Source organism: Achromobacter sp. FW305-C-13, from assembly GCF_058783475.1.
Genome location: NZ_JBYSYN010000004.1, coordinates 265,736 through 285,993 on the forward strand (window position 1 = coordinate 265,736; position 20,258 = coordinate 285,993).

At 66.7% G+C, this 20,258-nt stretch carries 15 protein-coding genes; 7 read left to right on the plus strand and 8 right to left on the minus strand.

The annotated features are described in order from the left end of the window. Positions 1-5: 5 nt before the first annotated feature. From AC3WMU_RS24835 to AC3WMU_RS24850, 4 genes are all read right to left on the minus strand, one after another. The gene (locus tag AC3WMU_RS24835; RefSeq protein ID WP_006227991.1) at positions 6-1,043 is read right to left on the minus strand and encodes an L-idonate 5-dehydrogenase; all 1,038 of its coding nucleotides are present in this window, start codon (positions 1,041-1,043) and stop codon (positions 6-8) included. 10 nt (positions 1,044-1,053) lie between these two features. Further along, positions 1,054-1,902 carry a transporter substrate-binding domain-containing protein gene (locus AC3WMU_RS24840; RefSeq protein ID WP_492283099.1) on the minus strand — a complete coding sequence of 283 codons (849 nt, stop codon included), beginning with the start codon at positions 1,900-1,902 and terminating at the stop codon, positions 1,054-1,056. A gap of 139 nt (positions 1,903-2,041) precedes the next feature. Next, entirely contained in the window at positions 2,042-2,908 is an 867-nt protein-coding gene (locus AC3WMU_RS24845) for a substrate-binding periplasmic protein (protein WP_280030034.1), read from the minus strand. 96 nt (positions 2,909-3,004) lie between these two features. After that, a complete protein-coding gene (locus AC3WMU_RS24850) occupies positions 3,005-3,733 on the minus strand; it encodes a FadR/GntR family transcriptional regulator (protein ID WP_006227988.1) in 729 nt (242 codons plus the stop codon). Positions 3,734-3,925: 192 nt separating this feature from the next. Here AC3WMU_RS24850 and iaaH point away from each other — a divergent pair, with 192 nt between their 5' ends. Then, the gene (gene iaaH / locus AC3WMU_RS24855; RefSeq protein ID WP_492283100.1) at positions 3,926-5,416 is read left to right on the plus strand and encodes an indoleacetamide hydrolase; all 1,491 of its coding nucleotides are present in this window, start codon (positions 3,926-3,928) and stop codon (positions 5,414-5,416) included. Between the two features lie 77 nt (positions 5,417-5,493). Here the strand turns inward: iaaH and metH are convergent, their stop codons facing one another. After that, positions 5,494-9,267, minus strand: coding sequence for a methionine synthase (gene metH, locus AC3WMU_RS24860; RefSeq protein WP_492283101.1), 3,774 nt, complete (start codon positions 9,265-9,267; stop codon positions 5,494-5,496). A gap of 453 nt (positions 9,268-9,720) precedes the next feature. On the opposite strand from metH, the gene AC3WMU_RS24865 reads away from it, so the two are divergent. The 6 genes from AC3WMU_RS24865 to AC3WMU_RS24890 all read left to right on the plus strand — a co-directional run bounded on the left by AC3WMU_RS24865 (position 9,721) and on the right by AC3WMU_RS24890 (position 16,809). Continuing rightward, the gene (locus tag AC3WMU_RS24865; RefSeq protein ID WP_280030038.1) at positions 9,721-11,766 is read left to right on the plus strand and encodes a TonB-dependent receptor; all 2,046 of its coding nucleotides are present in this window, start codon (positions 9,721-9,723) and stop codon (positions 11,764-11,766) included. Positions 11,767-11,818: 52 nt separating this feature from the next. Further along, a complete protein-coding gene (locus tag AC3WMU_RS24870; RefSeq protein ID WP_492283102.1) occupies positions 11,819-12,730 on the plus strand; it encodes a cobalamin-binding protein in 912 nt (303 codons plus the stop codon). Positions 12,731-12,884: 154 nt separating this feature from the next. Then, positions 12,885-13,694: a thiazole synthase gene (locus AC3WMU_RS24875; protein WP_006227983.1), complete on the plus strand. Its 810-nt coding sequence runs from the start codon at positions 12,885-12,887 to the stop codon at positions 13,692-13,694. After that, a complete protein-coding gene (gene thiD / locus AC3WMU_RS24880) occupies positions 13,691-14,533 on the plus strand; it encodes a bifunctional hydroxymethylpyrimidine kinase/phosphomethylpyrimidine kinase (RefSeq protein ID WP_006227982.1) in 843 nt (280 codons plus the stop codon). Before AC3WMU_RS24875 ends, thiD begins: the two co-directional genes overlap by 4 nt. A 184-nt stretch (positions 14,534-14,717) precedes the next feature. Next, a complete protein-coding gene (locus AC3WMU_RS24885) occupies positions 14,718-15,398 on the plus strand; it encodes a protein-L-isoaspartate O-methyltransferase family protein (RefSeq protein WP_492283103.1) in 681 nt (226 codons plus the stop codon). 79 nt (positions 15,399-15,477) lie between these two features. Next, positions 15,478-16,809 (plus strand): TolC family outer membrane protein, encoded by a 1,332-nt coding sequence (locus tag AC3WMU_RS24890; RefSeq protein WP_006227980.1) that lies wholly within the window; start codon positions 15,478-15,480, stop codon positions 16,807-16,809. 231 nt (positions 16,810-17,040) lie between these two features. Here AC3WMU_RS24890 and AC3WMU_RS24895 read toward each other — a convergent pair whose 3' ends face one another. From AC3WMU_RS24895 to ubiB, 3 genes are all read right to left on the minus strand, one after another. Continuing rightward, positions 17,041-17,529: an adenylyltransferase/cytidyltransferase family protein gene (locus tag AC3WMU_RS24895; protein WP_006227979.1), complete on the minus strand. Its 489-nt coding sequence runs from the start codon at positions 17,527-17,529 to the stop codon at positions 17,041-17,043. 113 nt (positions 17,530-17,642) lie between these two features. After that, positions 17,643-18,521, minus strand: a complete 879-nt coding sequence (locus AC3WMU_RS24900) for a ferritin-like domain-containing protein (RefSeq protein WP_006227978.1) — start codon at positions 18,519-18,521, stop codon at positions 17,643-17,645. Between the two features lie 180 nt (positions 18,522-18,701). Continuing rightward, complete coding sequence (gene ubiB / locus AC3WMU_RS24905) at positions 18,702-20,255, minus strand: ubiquinone biosynthesis regulatory protein kinase UbiB (RefSeq protein ID WP_006227977.1); 1,554 nt, start codon at positions 20,253-20,255, stop codon at positions 18,702-18,704. Between the last annotated feature and the right edge of the window lie 3 nt (positions 20,256-20,258).

A 20,258-nucleotide genomic window follows, 5' to 3' on the forward strand; every position in this document is an offset into this window, starting at 1 on the left:
GCGCGTCAGAACGTCACCATCACTTTCATGGCCTGGTGGCGGTCGGCCGCCAGCGCGAACGCGTCGTGCACGCGGGCGACCGGCACCGCGGCCGTCAGCAGCGGCGATACGTCGAGCACGCCGCGGCTCAGGTAGTCGACGGCCCAGGCGTATTCGTCGACGAAGCGGAAACTGCCGATGACCGACAGGCTCTTGACCATGATCTGGTTGAAAGGGCATTGCTCGCTGCTGCCACTGAGCGTGCCCACCGTCACGATGACGCCGCGCGGCCGCGTCGCGCGGATGCAATTGGCCAGCCCGGCGTAGTTGCCGGAGGCCTCGAAGCACACGTCGACCGAGCCCTTGCCCGCGGCCAGTTCCTCGATGGCGCCGGGATCGCGGGCGGCATTGATGGTGCGCGTGGCGCCTACGCGGGCGCAGGTGGCCAGCGTCTCGTCGACGATGTCCACCACGATTGCCTGGCTGGCGCCGGCCAACCGCGCCGCCATCAGGATCAGCGCGCCGATCGGCCCGGCGCCCACCACCATCACCGTCTTGCCCAGGAGGCTGCCTGCGCTTTGCACTGCATGCAGCGCCACGGCCAGCGGCTCGCCGAACGCCGCCAGCTCGAACGACAGGCTGTCCGGCACCGGCAAGCACTGCTTTTCCTGCACCACCACCTGTTCGCGCATCGCCCCCTGCATGTGCGGATAGCGGCTGGCGCTGCCGAAGAAGAACACGGCCTCGCAATGGTTGGAATCGCCCTGGCGGCAATAGCGGCACACCCCGCAGGTGCGCGCCGGATCCAGCGCCACGCGATCGCCCGGCTTGACGGCGGTGACCGCGGCGCCCACTTCCAGCACTTGCCCCGACGCCTCGTGTCCCGGCGTCAGCGGTTCGCGGATGACGAAGTCGCCCACTTTGCCGTGGCGGTAATAGTGCAGGTCGGACCCGCAGATGCCCACGGCCTTGACACCCACCCGCACTTGCGTGGGGCCCAGCGCCTCGGGCTGCTGTTCGTCCAGGCGCAGGTCCTGGGCGCCATGAATTGCGCAGTTCAACATGGTGGCCGCCTTATTTCAGGGTTTGGGTCATGCGGAGCTCTTCAGCCGCCAGTTCCGGATGCATGCGCGCCTCCACCTTGCGCAGCCAGTCCAGATAGACGGCCTGATCCTTGGCGACACCCATGCCCGCGTCGATCGCGAAGATCTTGCTGTACTGGCAATCGTTCTCTTTGGGGAACACGGCCAGGCCCTTGACCTTCTTGCTGATGTTGGGCCACAGCATGCGGTTCAGCGGCGCCACGTCCGAACGGCCGGCCAGCACTTCCTCGATTGGCGCGACCGAGCCCGAGTTCGTCACGCCGCGCAGCTTGGCGTTGGGAAAGTTCTGCAGCACCAGCGGCTCTTCGCCCGCGCCGGAGAAGTAGGCCATCGTGATGCCGGGCTGGTTGAAGTCTTCGACCTTGGTGGCGTTCGTGAATTTCGGGTTCGACGCCAGCCCGAACATGCAGACGCTGGTGTTGGAAAAGGTCACGAAATCGATGATCTTGGCGCGCTCGGCGTTCTGGTTCAGCGGGCCGATCATGATGTCCATCTGGTTGGCGATCAGCGCGGGCACCTTGGTTTCGTGGCTGACCTGCACGGGCACGATCTTCACCTCCAGCAGGCGCGCGAACTCCTTGCCTAGCAGCCACGACGACCCCATCCACGGTTCACCCGACCCGGTGGTGTTCTGCACCAGCCAGGGCGGGTTGTTGACCACGCCGACCCGCAGCACGCCCGCTTTGCGGATGGCGTCGATGCGGGGGCTTTCGCCAGGCGCGGGCGGCGTCTGGGCCTGCGCCGTAGCCGCGCCCGCCAACAGCGCGGCGGACAGGAACAGGCGGGCGGCGGGAAGGCGCGAGGAAAATCGGGGTTGCATGCAAAGTCTCCTAGAGGGAACCCGGCCGTCTGCCGCCGATGGCGGCACGCCCGGTACCGGCGTGTTCAAGCACCGGCGGTATCGCCAGATCCGCACGCGCCAGGCGCGTGCCGGTTGAAAAGGGGAATGGCCGGAGGGCCTACTGGGTCTGTTCGATGATGCGCATTTCGTCAGCGTCCAACGCGGGCTTCATCGTTGCCGCCACCTGCCGCAGCCAGGCCAGGTAGTCGGGTTGGTTCTTGTCGATGGCCAGGCCAACGGGCGAGGCCTTTTCCGTGCTTTGCTGGCAATTGGCTTCGGCGGGAAACACCACCAGGCCGCGCACCTTGTGGTTCAAACCCACCCATGGCACGCGGTTGATCGGCGCCGCGTCGGCGCGCTTGGCCATGATTTCTTCGATGGGCGCAGTGGCGCCGGAGTTGGCGACGGCGCGCAACCGCGCCTTGGGAAAGCGCTCTTTCACCCAGGCCTCTTCGGCGCCGCCGGTGAAGTAAGCGATGGTGATGTCCGGCTGGTTCAGGTCTTCGACGGACTTGGCGCGGGCCAGCTTGTCGTTGCCCGCGCGGCCGAACATGCAGACGCTGGTGGCCGAATACAGCACAAAGTCCACTACCTTCAGGCGCTCGGCGGTCTCGGCCAGCGGGCTGATCGTCATGTCGACTTGATTGGCGGCCAGCACGGGCACCTTGGTCTCGTGCGACACGGGCACGGCCGTCAATCTGACGCCAAGCTGCCTGGCGTATTCCTTGGCCAGCAGCCAGGCGGGGCCGCTCCACGCTTCGCCGCTTTTTCCGGACAGATCCTGGATCAGCCAGGGCGCGTTCTGCAATACGCCCACGCGAAGCTCGCCCGCCTTGCGGATGGCGTCGATGCGCGGGCTCTGCCCCGGCGCCGGAAGGCCGGTCGCCGTAGCGCCGCCTTGGGCGGATACCGGCAAGGACATCGCCAGCACCGCAGCCGCGGCCCACCGGGCCAACACGCGGCTCCCCTTGTTCTGTTGCTGCATTGCTTGTCTCCTGAACTTGAAAAGCCCGGATCCGGGGCGCGGTATCTTCCGCGCTCTGCCGAGGGGCCGCCTGCCGTACTGCCCTGCATTACCGCGTCACCGCCACCCTTGCGCGAATTCGCCGATCACGCGTTCAAGGTGAGCGCGCATCGCCTGCCGCGCAGCCTGCGCGTCGCCCGCCACCAGCGCGCTGAAAATGCGCTGATGGTCTTCCTGCGAGGCCTGGCGCAGATCCTGCGTATGGAAATGCTGTTCGATCTTTTCCCAGATGGGCCCCTGGGCCTGATCCCACATCGACGTCACCGTGGCCAACAACACGCTGTTGCCGGTGGACTGCGCGATGTACAGATGGAAGCGGCGGTCGGCCTCTTCGTTGGCGGCCTTGTCCATCATCTGCTCGCGCATCGTCGTCAGCGCTTCGAAGATGCGGTCCAGGTCCGCGTCGTTGCGGGTCGTGGCTGCCAACGCGGCGATTTCGGATTCGATCAGGCAACGCGCGCGCAGCAGCTCGAACGGTCCCGCGCCAGCTTCCTGGGCGGCCGGCAAGCGGGCGATGCCGGGCTTGGGCTCACAGACGTAGATGCCCGACCCGCCGCGCACTTCCACGACCCCCTGCAGCTCCAGCGCGATGATGGCTTCGCGCAGCGCGGTGCGGCTGACGTCGAAACGCTCGGCCAGCGCACGTTCGGCCGGCAAGCGCTTGCCGACGGCGAATTCGCCTTGCGCCACCAGGGCCTGGATCTGGGCGGCCAGCCGCACATAGGCGCGGTCCGCCACCGGCTTGCTGGCCGGTTCTTCGGATTTGGGGATCAGTTGCAGTGTCATGGATCTTAAAAGTGGTTAGACCAAATCATAAGTGGTTTACCAATTTCCACCATAATGGTTTACCACTATCGAAGTGGTAAACCATCGTTGCATAAGGTGGGGCCAAGGCGACGGCCGGGCTCGACAGCGGCGGCAGGAACCCTGTATAGATGGCGGTCCAACAGCATTCATCCGTACAGGTGAGAAAGCGCCATGCCAGAGACGTCCCAACAGACATTGTCCGCCAAGCCCCAGCCGCGCCCCGCGGGCGACGACGCCCTGACGGCGCTGACCGTCGCCGAAGCGGCCGCCCAGATCCGCGACGGCCGCCTCACCAGCGTGGCGCTGACCCAAGCTTGCCTGGACCGCATTGACGCCCACGGCGTGCTCAACGCCTTCATCACGGTGGACCGCGGCGGCGCGCTGGCGCAGGCCCGCGCCTACGACGCCGGGCAACGCCCAGGGGGTCAGGCTGGGCCGCTTGGCGGCGTGCCCATCGCCATCAAAGACAACATCCACGTGGCCGGCCTGCCCAACACCGCCGGCACTCCGGCCTTGAAGCACTTCCGCCCTGCCGAGGACGCGCCCGCGGTGCAGCGCCTGCGCGCCGCCGGCGCCGTCATCGTGGGCAAGACCCACATGCACGAACTGGCCTTCGGCGTCTCGGGCTACAACACCGCCTTTCCCGGTGCGCATGGCCACGGCACGCGCAACGCGTACGACAGCACCCGCATCGCCGGCGGCTCGTCCTCGGGCAGCGGCGCGGCCGTGGGCGCGCGCTTAGCGCCCGCCGCCCTGGGCACCGACACGGGCGCATCCGTGCGCCTGCCCGCCGCGGTCAACGGCGCCGCGGGCTTCCGGCCTTCGGTCGGCCGCTACGACGGCGCAGGCATCACGCCCATCTCGCACACCCGCGATACGCCGGGGCCCATCGCCAACAGCATGCAAGATATCGTGCTGCTGGACGCCGTGCTGGCAGGCGACGCGCAAGCGCTGGCACCCCTGCCGCCCTCGGGCGTGCGCCTGGGACTGGCGCGCTATTTCTGGGCCGACCTGGAACCGTCGGTGCGCAGCGTCATGGATGCCGCGCTGGCCAAGCTGCGCGAGGCCGGCGTGCATCTGGTGGACCTCGACATGCCTGACCTGCCGGCCGTCAACGCCGCGGTCGGCATGCCGCTGTGCCTGTATGAGCAAAAGCCCGACCTGACCGCGTACCTGCAGCGCTACGGCACGGGCGTGAGCTTCGACGACGTGGTGGCGCAGATATCCAGCCCCGACGTGAAAGCCATTTTCGACGGATTGATCGTGCCTGGCGTACTGCCCACGCCCGATGGCCAGGTCCTGGCGCTGCAACCGCTGTACGAACGCGTCATCGCCGTCCAACGCGACGAACTGATCGAGGTATACCGCCGCGCCTTCCGGGAACACGGCCTGGACGGCCTGCTGTTTCCGACGCTGCCCATCCTGCCGATGGCCGCCACGCCCGAGGCCAGCAGCTTCGAAAGCTTCAGCCGCCTGGCCCGCAACGTCGACCCCGGCAGCAACGCGGGCCTGCCCGGGCTGAGCGTGCCGGCCGGCCTGTCGCCGGAAGGCCTGCCGGTGGGCCTGGAGATCGACGGACTGCCCGGCGACGACCGTAAGGTGCTGGCGATCGGCGTGATGATCGAAGACGTGCTGGGGCGCATCGCGCCGCCTGCGCGCTAAGCCAGCCCGCAACTGGCGGCGGCGCAAAAAAAACCGGCCTCCTGGCCGGTTTTTTTATCGCGCGCAACGCGGGCGCATCACCCCAGGTTCGGGGCCAGCGTCCGCTTCAGGTCTTCGATGGTCCGTCCGCTGCGCTTGGCGTAGTCTTCCAGCTGGTCCTCGCCGATCACGCCCACGTTGAAGTACTGCGACTCCGGGTGGCTGAAGTAGAAGCCCGACACGCTGGAGGCCGGGTACATCGCGTAGCTGTCGGTCAGCATCATGCCGATGTCGCCGCCGTCCAGCACGCGGAACATGTCGGTCTTGACCACGTGCTCCGGGCAGGCCGGGTAGCCGGGCGCGGGGCGGATGCCCACATACTTCTCGGCGATCATGTCCTCGTTCGTCAGCGCCTCGTCGGGCGCATAGCCCCACAGGTCCTGGCGCACGCGGGCGTGCAGGCATTCCGCGAAGCCTTCGGCCAGGCGGTCGGCCAGGGACTTGAGCATGATGCTGGAATAGTCGTCCAGGGCCTTTTCGAATTCGGCTTCCTTCTTCTCGATGCCGATGCCCGCGGTGACGGCGAACATGCCGATGTAGTCCAGCTTGCCCGACGACTTGGGCGCGATGAAGTCGGACAGCGACTTGTTGCTGACCCCTTCGCGCTTGGCGCCCTGCTGGCGCAGGTTGCGGTACGTGAACAGCACTTCGCTGCGCGTCTCGTCCTTGTAGATCTCGATGTCTTCGTCGTTGACGCTGTTGGCCGGGTAGAAGCCGACCACGCCGTTGGCGGTCAGCCAGCGGCCTTCGACGATGCGCTTCATCATGGCCAGGCCGTCGGCGTAGACCTTGCGCGCCTGTTCGCCCACCACCTTGTCGTCCAGGATCGCCGGGAACGGGCCGAACAGGCTCCAGGTCTGGAAGAACGGACCCCAGTCCACGTACTTCACGATCTCGGCCAGGTCGTAGCTCTTGAACGTGCGACGGCCGATGAACTTCGGACGCGGCGGCGTGTAGTTATCCCAGTCGATCGCCGGGCGCGAGGCGCGCGCGTCCGCCAGCGGCAGGATCGGCGTGGCCTTGCGGTTGGCGTGGCGGCGGCGCACTTCCTCGTATTCCTGGGCCAGTTCGGCCAGATACGTTTCCGACTGCTCCGACATCAGGTTGGTCGCGACGCCCACCGAACGGCTGGCGTCCGGCACGTAGATGACCGGGCCTTCGTAGTTGGGCGCGATCTTCACGGCGGTGTGCACGCGGCTGGTGGTGGCGCCACCGATCATCAACGGCAGCTTGCGGCTGCGGAAGTATTCGTCGCGCTGCATTTCGCTGGCCACGTACGCCATTTCTTCCAGGCTGGGCGTGATCAGGCCGGACAGGCCGACGATGTCGGCGTTTTCTTCCTTGGCCTTTTCCAGGATCTGCGCGCAGGGCACCATCACGCCCATGTTCACGACTTCGAAGTTATTGCATTGCAGGACGACCGACACGATGTTCTTGCCGATGTCGTGCACGTCGCCCTTGACCGTGGCGATGACGATCTTGCCCTTGGCGCGCACATCGCCGCCGGCGGCCGCGATCTGGCGCTTTTCCTCTTCGATGAAGGGGATCAGGTGGGCCACGGCCTGCTTCATGACGCGGGCGGATTTCACCACCTGCGGCAGGAACATCTTGCCTTCGCCGAACAGGTCGCCCACGACGTTCATGCCGTCCATCAGCGGGCCTTCGATCACTTCGATCGGGCGGCCGCCACGAGCGAAGATCTTCTGGCGCACTTCTTCCGTGTCTTCCACGATGAAGGCGGTGATGCCGTGCACCAGCGCGTGCGACAGGCGTTTTTCGACTTCGGCGTTACGCCAGGTCAGGTCTTCTTCGCGCTTGGCGCCCGAACCCTTGACCGTGTCGGCAAACTGCACCAGGCGTTCGGTCGGCGTGCGCTCGTCGTCGGCTTCGGTCTTGCCCACCGGCTCGGCCCGGTCCAGCACCACGTCCTCGACCAGGTCGCGCAGCTTGGGATCCAGGTCCGCGTACACGCCCAGCTGGCCGGCGTTGACGATGCCCATCGTCATGCCTTCCTTGACCGCGTAGTACAGGAACACGGTGTGGATGGCCTCGCGCATCGGCTCGTTGCCACGGAACGAGAAGCTGACGTTGGACACGCCGCCCGAGATGCGCGCGTACGGCAGGTTGTCGCGGATCCAGCGGGTGCCTTCGATGAAGTCCACCGCGTAGTGGTTGTGCTCGTCGATGCCGGTGGCGACCGCGAAGACGTTCGGATCGAAAATGATGTCTTCCGGCGGGAAGCCTTCTTCCTCGACCAGGATCTTGTAGGCGCGCGCGCAGATTTCCTTGCGTCGTTCCAGCGTGTCGGCCTGGCCCAGTTCGTCGAACGCCATGACGACCACGGCGGCGCCATAGCGACGGCACAGCCGCGCATGATGGCGGAACGGCTCCAGCCCTTCCTTCATCGAAATGGAGTTCACCACCGGCTTGCCCTGCACGCACTTCAGGCCGGTCTCGATGACCTCCCACTTCGAACTGTCGATCATGACCGGCACGCGGGCGATGTCGGGCTCGGAGGCGATCAGGTTCAGGAAGCGGTGCATGCAGGCCACCGAATCCAGCATGGCCTCGTCCATGTTGATGTCGATGATCTGCGCGCCGTTCTCGACCTGCTGGCGCGCCACAGCCAGCGCCTCGTCGTACTTTTCCTCGCGGATCAGGCGGGCAAACATCTTGCTGCCCGTCACGTTGGTGCGTTCGCCCACGTTGACGTACAGCGTCTCTTCGTCGATGTTCAGAGGTTCCAGGCCCGACAGGCGGGTCTTGACCGGAATGTCCGGCACGATGCGCGGCGTCAGCGCGGCGACCTTGTCCGCGATGGCGCGGATGTGGTCGGGCGTCGTGCCGCAACAGCCGCCCGACATGTTCACCAGCCCGGCGCGCGCGAATTCCTCAAGCAGCGCGGACGTGTCGGCCGGCGTTTCGTCGAAGCCCGTTTCGGCCATCGGATTGGGCAGGCCGGCGTTGGGGTACACGCAGACATAGGTGTCGCAGATCTTGGAAAGCTCGGCCACATAGGGGCGCATCAGCGCTGCGCCCAGCGCGCAGTTCAGGCCGATGGTCACCGGGCGCGCGTGGCGCACCGAGTTCCAGAAGGCTTCCACGGTCTGGCCCGACAGGATGCGGCCGGACGCATCGGTCACCGTGCCCGAGATCATCACGGGCAGGCGGATGCCGCGCGCCTCGAACACTTCTTCGGTGGCGAAGATGGCGGCCTTGGCGTTCAGCGTGTCGAAGATGGTTTCGATCAGGACGATGTCGATGCCGCCGTCCAGGAGGCCGTTCAACTGTTCGATATAGGCCACGCGCAATTCGTCGAAGGTGACGTTGCGGGCGCCCGGGTCGTTCACGTCAGGCGAGATCGATGCCGTCTTGGGCTGCGGGCCCAGGGCGCCGGCCACGAAACGCGGCTTGTCCGGCGTACTGAATGCGTCACAGGCCTCGCGGGCCAGCTTCGCGGAGACCAGGTTCAGTTCGTACGCCAGTTCCGGCAGGTCGTAGTCGCCCTGCGCGATCGTCGTGGCGCCGAAGGTATTGGTCTCGATGACGTCGGCGCCCGCTTCCAGGTATTGGCGGTGGATCTCCGAGATCACGTCGGGCCGCACCAGCGACAGCAGCTCGTTGTTGCCCTTGACGTCCTTGCCGTGGTCGGCGAAACGCTGGCCGCGGAAGTCCGCCTCGCCCAGCTTGTAGCGCTGGATCATGGTGCCCATGGCGCCGTCCAGGATCAGGATGCGCTGGCCCAGCAGGCGGGCGAATTCGCCGCCTTGGGTATAGGCTTCGGGCGGGTACGGCAGGCGGGGATACGACACGGGCAGGTCCGGCTATAGGTTGGCTTCAGTGGCGAAGATGTGGCTAAAACGCCAAAACCACTTGAAAAACAAGCCCTGATCGTAACAAAACGGGCCCCCTCGCGCCCTCCGGTGATACAGTTTCGGCCCCGAACCGGTGCTTTCGGCGCATCGGGCTTGCAAGAACGCAACACTTGCCAGCCGCGCGCGAAAGGTAAACGGGAAACAGGAAGACGGCCCCCCGGGCCGCCGCGCCGCCCACAAGGCCGCGTGGCACGCCCCCGCCGTCCAGCCTGTGCTGCCCCCGCAACGGTCCCCATGCGCGCTTGTCTGCGCCCATGGCAGCCCGATACCGGCCAGTTCGCTCGTCAGGAAGTCCACGCATCGCCGCCGGGCCGACCGGCCCGCTGCGCGTGGGCATCCTCCCCATCGTGAATGACCTGCGGGGTCGCGGGTCGCATCGAGGTTACGTAGATGAAAGCCCGCTCCATCCGGCGTTACGCCGGCGCCCTGCTCTGCTCCGCTCCGGCCATCGCCGCCGCCCAGCAAACCGCCTCCGCCACCCCCGAGCTCGAAACCGTGACCGTCACCGCCCAGCGCGTGCCGACGGACGGCCGCACGCTGCCGGTGTCCATTTCGGTCATCACCGCCGAAGACATCGCCGCCAGCAGCGCCCGCACCATGCAGGACCTGCTGTCGACCCAGGCGGGCATCCACCTGATCAACACCAGCAGCTCCAGCGACAACGCCATCGTCGACCTGCGCGGCTTCGGCATCACCGGCGCCAGCAACACGCTGATCATGATCGACGGCGTCAAGCAGAACACCAACGACCTGTCGGCTCCGGGCCTGGGCGTGGTGCCGCTGGACCAGGTCGAACGCGTGGAGATCGTGCGCGGCAGCGGCTCGGTGCAATACGGCGGCGGCACGACCGGCGGCGTGGTCAACATCATCACCAAGTCCGATTTCTCGAAGGAACCGGTGACCGCCCGCGCCACCGCCACCTTCGGCAGCTACGGCCTGCGCCAGTACGACGCCGCCGTGGCGATGAACAACGAGAAGGTAGGCGTCGACGCCTACCTGCAGTCGCTGCACACCGACGGCTACCGCGACCACAGCGGCGAACGCCGCGAAGGCGGCGGCGGCGGCATCACCCTGCGCCACGACAACGGCTCGATCCGCCTGTATGGCCGCACCACCACGCAAAAGCTGGAACTGCCCGGCCCGCGCCTGATCAGCCCGTCGACCGGCGTGAACGAGTTCCAGGACGACCCGCGCGGTTCGAAGAACGACGTCGACTTCGTCAAGACCACGAGCACCACCTTCGGCCTGCAAGTCGAACAGGCGATCGGCGCCGGCACGCTGTACGCCGACCTGTCGACCCGCGAGAAGAAACTCAACGGCCTGTCATTCGACGGTTTCGGCGACACCCTGCGCGACCAGAAGCTGGAAGAGAACATCGCCAGCGTGCGCTATCGCCTGCCGATCAACGGCGGCCACAGCCTCGTCTTCGGCGCTGACGCGCAAGAATCCAAGACCACCGCCGACCAGAACGCCTACTACGACTTCGAGCCGTCCAAGTGGCAGTCGCGCCAGCACCAGTACGGGCTCTTCGCCGAAGGCCAGATCCGCGCCACCGACACCACCTATGTGACGGCCGGCGTGCGCCGCCAGTATGCGTCCGACGACCTGGACGTGCTGAGCGGGTCGGGCACCGCGTCCGACCGCAGCAACCACCTGACCGCCTGGCAACTGGGCGTGCGCCAGGACCTGCCCGCCGGCTTCGGCGTGTACGGCAAGGTCGGCCGCAGCTTCCGCCTGCCCAACGCCGACGAACTGCTGTCGGTGCAGAACCCGCTGGCCCCGCAGACGTCCACCGACAAGGAAATCGGGGTGACGTGGCAAGCGGCATCGAGCAGCGCCCGCCTGTCGTACTTCCGCTATGACCTGACCAACGAGATCCAGTACAACCCGCTGGCCGACGGCATGTGGGGCCCGGGCACCGGCGCCAACACCAACCTGGACCCGACCCGCCGCCAAGGCATCGAACTGGAAGGCCGCACCGCCATTTCCAGCAGCGTGACGCTGGATGCAAACGTGACCTGGATGGAAGCGCAATTCCGCTCCGGCACCTACGCCGGCGTGGACCTGGCCGGCAAGACCGTGCCGCTGGCCCCGAAGTGGCTGGCCAACGCCGGCGTGACCTGGCGCCCCACCGACGCCTTCCTGTGGAATGTGTCGGCGCAATATGTGGGCAAGTCGCGCATGGACAACGACCAGGCCAACCAGTTCGACAAGGAACTGGATGCCTACGTGCTGTTCAACACGAAGCTGGCCTACAAGTTCACGCGCAACATCGAAGGCGCCATCGGCGTGAACAACATCTTCGATCGCCAGTACGCCACCTACGGCATCCGCGGCGGCGATGCGTCGTTCCAGATGCTGGGCCCCGTCGCCAACTACAACCTGTACCCGGCGCCGGGCCGCAATTTCTACGCGTCGCTCACGCTGCGCTACTGATTGCGGACATCCGATATAGTCGGCGTACTCCGCTGACCTTATCGGCCCCTGCATGACCTTCGCACGCGCCTACCCCCGCATCGCCCCCGGGCTGTTCCTGGCCCTGGGTGCGACGCTGGCCCATCCGCCGGCCGCCGCCGGCTACCCCGCTTCCCCCATCCAGGTCCATGACGACAAAGGCCGCACGGTCTTGCTGGCTGCGCCCGCGCGCCGCGCCGTCACCCTGGCGCCCCACGCCACCGAACTCGTCTATGCCGCCGGCGCGGGTGACCGCCTCATCGCGACCATCCGCGGCAGCGACTATCCCGCCGCCGCCCGGCAACTGCCCGTCATCGGCGACGGCACCCAGCCCGACGCCGAACGCGTGGCCGCCGTGCGCCCCGACCTGCTGATCGCCTGGCAGCCCGCCGCGGCCGAGCCTCTGACGCGGGTCATGGACAAGCTGGGCGTGCCCGTCTTCTACAGCGATCCGCTGACGCTTGCCGCCATCCCCGACGCCGTGGAACGCATGGGCGCGCTGTTCGGCACCGAGGCGCAGGCGCGGCCCGCCGCCGAACAGTTGCGCGCCCGCCTGGCCGCCCTGACGGCGCGCTATGCCGGCCGCCGGCCCGTGCGCGTCTTCGTCCAGGCGGGCCTGGACCCCATCTACACCCTGAACGACAGCAGCATCGTCAGCGACGCGCTGCGCATCTGCGGCGGCGTCAACGTCTTCGGGCAGGCACCCGTCGTCGCCCCGCAGGTCACGCTCGAAAACGTGCTGGCCGCCCGCCCGGAGGCCGTGCTGGCCGGGGTGGGACGCCCCGAGGACACGCCCCGGAACCTGGCCGCCTGGCAGGCGCTGGGGCTGCCCGCCGCCCGCGCGGGGCATGTCTACGGCATCGACGCCGATGCCCTGTACCGTCCGGGGCCTCGCCTGGTCGACGCGGCCGAAGCCATCTGCGCCGACCTGGACCGGTTGCGCTGAGCCGCCCGCCCCCATAACCATGATCTGCAAATAGTGGAACGCGGCATTTCAATGAACACGCCTGCCGCGCCACGCCGTGCTTTATCATTCGTTTAGCAAAATCAGTCAGCCTCCGCGGGCTCCGCTCACGCGCCCCCGCCCTTTGAACACCGCCATGACCACACAAGACACCCTCACCATCGCCGGACGCGCCTATTCGTCGCGCCTGCTCGTCGGCACCGGCAAGTACAAGGACTTCGAACAGACCCGCGCCGCGCTGGACGCCAGCGGCACCGAAATCGTCACGGTCGCCATCCGCCGCACCAACATCGGCCAGAACGCCGGCGAACCGAACCTGCTGGACTACGTCCCGACGTCGAAATTCACGCTGCTGCCCAACACCGCCGGCTGCTACAGCGCCGACGACGCGGTCCGCACGCTGCGCCTGGCGCGCGAGCTGCTGGACGGCCACGACCTGGTCAAGCTGGAAGTGCTGGGCGACCCGCACACCCTGTTCCCCAACATGCCCGAAACCCTCAAGGCCACCAAGACGCTGGTCGATGAAGGCTTCAAGGTCATGGTCTATTGCACCGACGATCCCATCCAGTGCCGCATGCTGGAAGACATGGGCGCCGTGGCCGTCATGCCGCTGGCCTCCCTGATCGGCTCGGGCATGGGCATCCTGAACCCGTGGAACCTGCGCCTGATCATCGACCAGGCCCGCGTGCCGGTCGTGGTGGACGCCGGCGTGGGCACCGCGTCCGACGCCGCCATCGCCATGGAACTGGGCTGCGACGCCGTCCTGATGAACACCGCCATCGCCGGCGCGCGCGACCCGATCCTGATGGCCAGCGCCATGAAGAAGGGCGTGGAAGCCGGCCGCGAGGCCTTCCTCGCTGGCCGTATGCCCAAGAAGCTGTACAGCGGCGCGCCCAGCTCGCCCACCGAAGGCTTGATCACCGCCGGCCCGGGTTCGGCGAAATGAGCTCCCGCCAGCAGGACGGCAACGCCCGTCCCATCCCCCACGCGCTGACCATCGCCGGCGTCGACCCGTCCGGCGGCGCCGGCACGCTGGCCGACATCAAGGCCATGAGCGCGCTGGGCGCCTATGGCTGCGCCGTCATCGCCGCCCTGACCGCCCAGAACACCCAGGGCGTCACCGGCATTTCTCCCGTGCCGCCCGCCTTCGTGGGCTTGCAGATCGACACGCTGTTCACCGACGTGCGCATCGACGCCGTCAAGATCGGCATGCTGGGCCAGCGCCCGGTGATCGAGGTCGTGGCCGAGAAGCTGGCCAAGTGGGCGCCCGCCCACGTGGTGCTGGACCCGGTCATGGTGGCCAAGAGCGGCGACCTGCTGCTGGAAAAGGAAGCCGTGGGCGCCATGCGCGAAGCCATGCTGCCCCAGGCCACCCTGCTGACGCCCAACCTGCCCGAGGCCGGCGTGCTGCTGGAAGAGCGGCCGGTCGAGACCGTCAAGGAAATGCGCCGCGTGGCCGAACGCCTGCGCAACAAGCTCGCGCATTCGGGCGAACGCTGGGTGCTGGTCAAGGGCGGCCACCTGCCCGGCAACGAGACCATCGACCTGCTGCACGACGGCGACCGCATGATCGAGCTGCCCGGCCACCGTATCGAAACCGTCAACACCCACGGCACCGGCTGCACGCTGTCGGCGGCGTTGGCCGCGCTGCTGCCGCAAACCGGGGACGTACCCGAGGCCGCGCGCCGCGCCAAGGCCTACCTGACCGAAGCTATCCGCCACGCGGAACGCCTGTCGGTGGGCTCGGGCCACGGCCCGGTGCACCACTTCCACGCCTGGTGGTAAGCGCCCGGTAGCGCTTGCTGTCCCGCAGTCACCCAGCGGCGCTCTCCAGAGCGCCGCTGCCGTTTGGCGGCCCCTGCGGCGGCCCGGATTCCCGGCTGAAACATCTACCGGCAGGGCACGCCGTCACAGGACGCTACGAATCGGTACAATGGCCGGCTGATTCCTCTGTTTTTTCCTGACCGTCATGAACGCTTCGACCCTGCCCGACGTAGAACAAGCCCGCTTCAATATGGTGGAACAGCAGATCCGCCCTTGGGACGTCCTGGACGCCAATGTGCTGCAAGCGCTGTTCGATGTGCGCCGCGAACAATTCGTTCCGCCGGCCCTGCGCGCCCTGGCGTTTTCCGACCTGGAACTGCCGCTGGAAATCAATGCGGTGAATACCCGCCAGACGATGCTCGCCCCCAAGGTCGAAGCCCGCCTGGCGCAAGAACTGCAGTTGACCAAGTCCGACTGTGTGCTGGAAATCGGCACCGGCTCCGGCTACCAGGCCGCGCTGCTGGGCTATCTGGCCCAACAGGTCACCTCGGTTGAAATCGACAGCCGCCTGGTGACCTTCGCGCAGCAGAACCTGCAGATGAACAACGTCACCAACATCAAGGTTGAAACCGGCGACGCGCGCAACGGCTGGGGCTCCACCGAATACGACGCCATCCTGGTGACGGGTTCCGTGCCGGTCGTGCCGGACGCGCTGAAGTACCAGCTGCGTGTGGGTGGCCGCCTCGTCGTGGTCGTGGGCCAGGCCCCGGTCATGACGGCCTGTCGCATCACCCGCACGACGGCCGCCAGCTTCGAAACCGTGAACCTGTTCGAAACGGTCATCAAGCCGCTGCGCGGCGCCACGGTGTCCCAGTTCAAGTTCTAACCCTCCACCTTGCCGCCCTGCGCCCGCCCCCCGATGGGGCGCGCGCCTGTCAAGGCGGCCCGGCGTATCGTTGAAAATCATGCGCGTCCGATTGCTTACGGCTTTACTGGTTTTTACCTCTGCCGCAAGCGTCGGCCCGTCGCCCGCGTTTGCGCAGAACCTGATCCAGGTCTGGCAATCGGCCCTGGGCAATGACCCCACCTACGCCGCCGCGCGCGCCAATTACCGCGCCGGCCTGGAAAAAGAGCCGCAAGCCCGTTCGCTGCTGCTGCCCCTGATTTCCGCCGAAGCCGGCGGCGCCTACCAGGAAACGCGCAGCACGCGCGGCCTGGGCGTGTCCTACAGCGGCGGACGCGGCGTGTGGGACCTGGCGCTGACCCAGCCCCTGTTCGACTGGGGCCGCTGGCAGAACTACGAACAATCCAAGCTGATCGTGGCCGACGTCGAAGTCCAGCTTCAGCAGGCCTATCAAGACCTGCTGCTGCGCGTGGCCGACGCCTATTTCAACGTGCTGTATGCGCAGGACACGCTGACCGCCACCGAAGCCGAAAAGGCCGCCGTGGCCGGGCAGCTGGAGTCCGCCAAGCGCAATTTCGAACTGGGCAACGCCACCGTCACCGACACCTACGAAGCGCAGGCGCGCTACGACCTGGTGGTGGCGCAGGAACTGCGCTTGCAGAACGACCTGGACGTGCGCCGCGACGAGCTGGCCAAGATCATCGGCACGCCGCCCGGCGCCCTGGCCGAACTGCCCTACGGCGTGCAGTTGCCCGCGCCGCAGCCCGCTCGCGTGAACGACTGGAGCACCCAGGCCGAAGCGTCGAGCCTGGAAGTGCTGCGCGCGCAGCTCCTGACCCGCATTGCCGGCCGCGAAATCCAGATCGCCAAGAGCGGCCACTACCCCACCCTGAACCTGCGCGCCACCAGCGGCAGCGCCAGCGACGCCGTCATGCGCAACGCCGCGCCCGGCAAGCCGATCGACAACACCATCGGCGTGGTCCTGTCCATTCCGCTGTACGCGGGCGGCGGCGTGTCGTCGCAGGTGACCGAGAAAGTGCAGCTGGAGCAAAAAGCCCGCTACGACTTCGAAACCTCGCGCCGCCAGGCCGTCCAGGCCGCGCGCCAGTACTACACCGGCGTCACCAGCGGCCTGGCCCGCATCCAGGCGCTGGAGGCCGGCGAAAAGTCCAGCCGCGCCGCAGTGGAAGCCAACCGCACGGGTTACGAGGTAGGGGTGCGGATCAACCTGGACGTGCTCAACGCCCAGCAACAGCTCTATGCCACCCAGCGCGATCTGGCGCTGGCGCGCTACAGCACGGTGCTCTCGGGCCTGCGCCTGAAAGCCGTCAGCGGCATCCTGGCCGAGACCGACCTGGAAGCCATCAACCGGCTGCTGCGCGACGCCCGCTGATGGGTGTGGCCTGATAGTACGGGTTGATGGGTTGCGCGCGATGGGCGCTTATTCATTCATGAGCGCCTTCTCGCGCTCCACCCATCCCACGAACGCCTCGGCCTGTAGGATGGGTGGAGCGCGAGAAATACGCCGGGAGAACACGCATGCCCATCGCGCGCAACCCATCAAGCCGTGCGCGCATGAAAAAAACGGCCTGCGAGGCCGCTTTTCTTATTCCTGCACGCCGGATCAGGCGCCCTGGATCTTCTTTACCAACGCCGTGGTCGAACGCTCGAATTCGAAGGGGATCGCCACCGCGCGGCCGCCCCATGTCTTGACGAGCGCGGTTTCGGGCAGCTTTTCCATGTCGTAGTCGCCGCCCTTGACGATCAGGTCGGGCTTGAGCTCGCCGATTAGGGCCTCGGGCGTGTCTTCATGGAAGGACGTGACGACGGTCACGAAACCCAGCGCGGCCAGCAGCGCGGCGCGGTCTTCCATCCGGTTCAGCGGGCGCTCGGACCCTTTGCCCAGGCGGCGCACCGATTCGTCGGTGTTCACCGCCACGACCAGCGTCGCGCCCAGTTGGGCGGCCTGGTCCAGGTAGGTCGCATGCCCGCGGTGCAGGATGTCGAAGACGCCGTTGGTGAACACCAGCGGCCGCGGCAGGCGGCCAGCGGCGACGGCGGCGACGCATTCGTCGCGGGACAGGACTTTGGATTCGAAACGGGCGGCGGACATGCGGCGATTATATCCGCCCGCCTGCCGCCCCTCTGCCTGCCCAAAACAACCCGGAAACAACCCGAAAAGGGCTGCGGGGCCGCGCCAGGGCCGCCCCGCAACACCTGTGGCGATCAGGCGCCAGCGAGGATGATCTTCTTTTCCTTGGGGACCACCAGCGCGGTCATTTCCTTGCGGTAGCGGTTCAGGTCCTTCACCGTTTCGAAGCTGCGGTCCATCAGCTTGGACAGGATGTGCAGGATGCGCGAGGCGACCTTCTGTTCCCAGATGCCGTCAAAGCGGATCTGCGTGTCCAGCCAGTGCTCCAGCCAGCCCGGTTCGGGCAGACGCGACTGCACCGTGTCGTTGGGGAACAGGTCCTTGTTCACGTGCAGGTTGGTCGGGTGCAACGCCTGCTGGGTGCGGCCGGCCGACGCCATCAGCACGCCGATCTTCGAGAACGCCAGGCGGGCCTGTTCGCTCGTGTCCTGGCCGCGGTCATGCAGCGCGCGGCGCATGTACTGCAGATAGGCGCCGGCGTGGCGCGCTTCGTCTTGCGCGACGGTCTTGTAGATGGCCTTGATGACCGGTTCCGTGTGCCATTCGGCGGCGCGGCGGTACCAGTGGTTCAGGCGGATCTCGCCGCAGAAGTGCAGCATCAGGGTTTCAAGCTCGGGCGCGGCATCGAATTCGAAGCGCACGTTGTGCAGCTCTTCTTCGGTGGGCACCAGGTCCGGGCAGAAACGGCGCAGATATTCGATCAGCACCAGCGAATGCTTCTGTTCTTCGAAGAACCACACCGACATGAAGGCGCAGAAGTCGCTGTCGCCGCGGTTGTCGCGCAGGAACATTTCCGTCGCCGGCAACGCCGCCCATTCGGTGATGGCGTTCATCTTGATCGTTTGGGCTTGCTCGTCGGAAAGCTTGCTGCGATCGAAATCCCCCCAGGGGATGTCGTGGGCCATGTTCCAGCGCACGGCTTCCATGGTCTTGAAGAGTTCAGGATAAAGCATGGTCTGCCCTTGTATTCGTCCCGCTTGTGGGGCGATAAAAATTAATGAATGGCGCGCGCGTCTTTTCGGCGTGACGCTGCATTCATCCACCGCAGCGCTATTTTTCGCCGTCTCCCGCGAAGCTATGATGACCGTTTCATGAATGAAACATGACAGGGTTCGTCTAGATCATCGCGCCGCCTACCGGGTCAAGGCCCATATTGCGACCCCGATCGCAAGAGCCAGCACCCCAACCAGCGCTGCAACCAGCCGGTTGTTTTGTTCCTGGGCGCGCCGCAGGTGAACCATCTCGGCCAGCAGGGCGGGCGAGACGTTCGGGCGGCTCAGGTGGTCATGGACCAGCCTGGGCAAAGCGGGCAGCATCTGAGACCACTGCACGGCTTCTTTTTCCAGGCTTTGACGCAGCCCCTTGAATCCGACGCGCTGACGCATCCAGCGTTCCAGATAGGGCTTGGCGGTCTTCCAGAGATCCAGGTTGGGATCGAGCTGGCGGCCCAATCCCTCGACGTTGAGCAACGTCTTTTGCAGCAGCACCAGCTGCGGCTGGATCTCCACATTGAAACGGCGCGACGTCTGGAACAGGCGGAGCAGCACTTGCCCCAGCGAGATCTCGGACAGCGGCCGGTCAAAGTACGGTTCACACACGGCGCGCACGGCACCCTCCAGCTCTTCTTCGCGCGTATCGGCAGGCACCCAGCCCGACTCGATGTGCAATTGCGCCACGCGGCGGTAATCGCGATGGAAGAAGGCCAGGAAATTCTGCGCCAGGTAATTCTTGTCGAACTCGGACAGCGAACCGACGATGCCGAAGTCCAGCGCGATATAGCTGCCCAGCGTGTCGGGGCGGTCCGACACGTAGATGTTGCCCGGATGCATGTCGGCGTGGAAAAAGCCGTCGGTGAACACCTGCGTGAAGAAGATCTCCACCCCCGTGCGCGCCAGCGTCGGGATGTCGATGCCCGCTTCGCGCATGCGCTCGACCTGGCCCACCGGCATGCCGTACATGCGCTGCATGGTGAACACCGTGGACGCCGTGTATTCCCAGATGACCTCGGGCACGATCAGCATGTCGCCGCGGCCCGACTCGGGGCCGAAATTGCGGCGCAGCTGGCTGCAATTGGAGGCTTCGCGCACCAGGTCCAGCTCGTCGTGCAGGTACTTGTCGAATTCGGCCACGACTTCGCGCGGCTTCAGGCGGCGCCCATCGGCGCCCAGGCGCTCGATGATGCGCGCCACGATCTTCAAGAGCGACAGGTCTTTTTCGATGATGCTGAGCATGCCCGGGCGCAGCACCTTCACGGCGACTTCGCGGCCGTCGTGCAATACGGCGAAGTGCACCTGGGCGATCGAGGCCGAGGCCACCGGGTCCACCTCGAACTGCGCGAACAGCTTTTCGGGCGGCGCGCCCAGCGCGGCTTCGATGCAGGCGGCGGCCTGCGCGGACGGGAACGGCGGCACCCGGTCTTGCAGCAAGGCCAGCTCGTTGGCGATGTCGGCGGGGATCAGGTCGCGGCGGGTGGACAGCACCTGCCCGAACTTCACGAAAATGGGGCCCAGTGATTCGAGCGCCAGGCGCAGGCGCTGCCCGCGCGGCTGGCGCGGCCGGGTGCCCAGGCGGATGACGCGCAACAGGCAAGTCGCCAGCGGATGGTTCAGGCTGGAGAGCACCAGCTCGTCCAGACCGTAGCGCAGCGAAACCAGGATGATGCGGAACAGGCGCAGCAGGGGAAACATGGA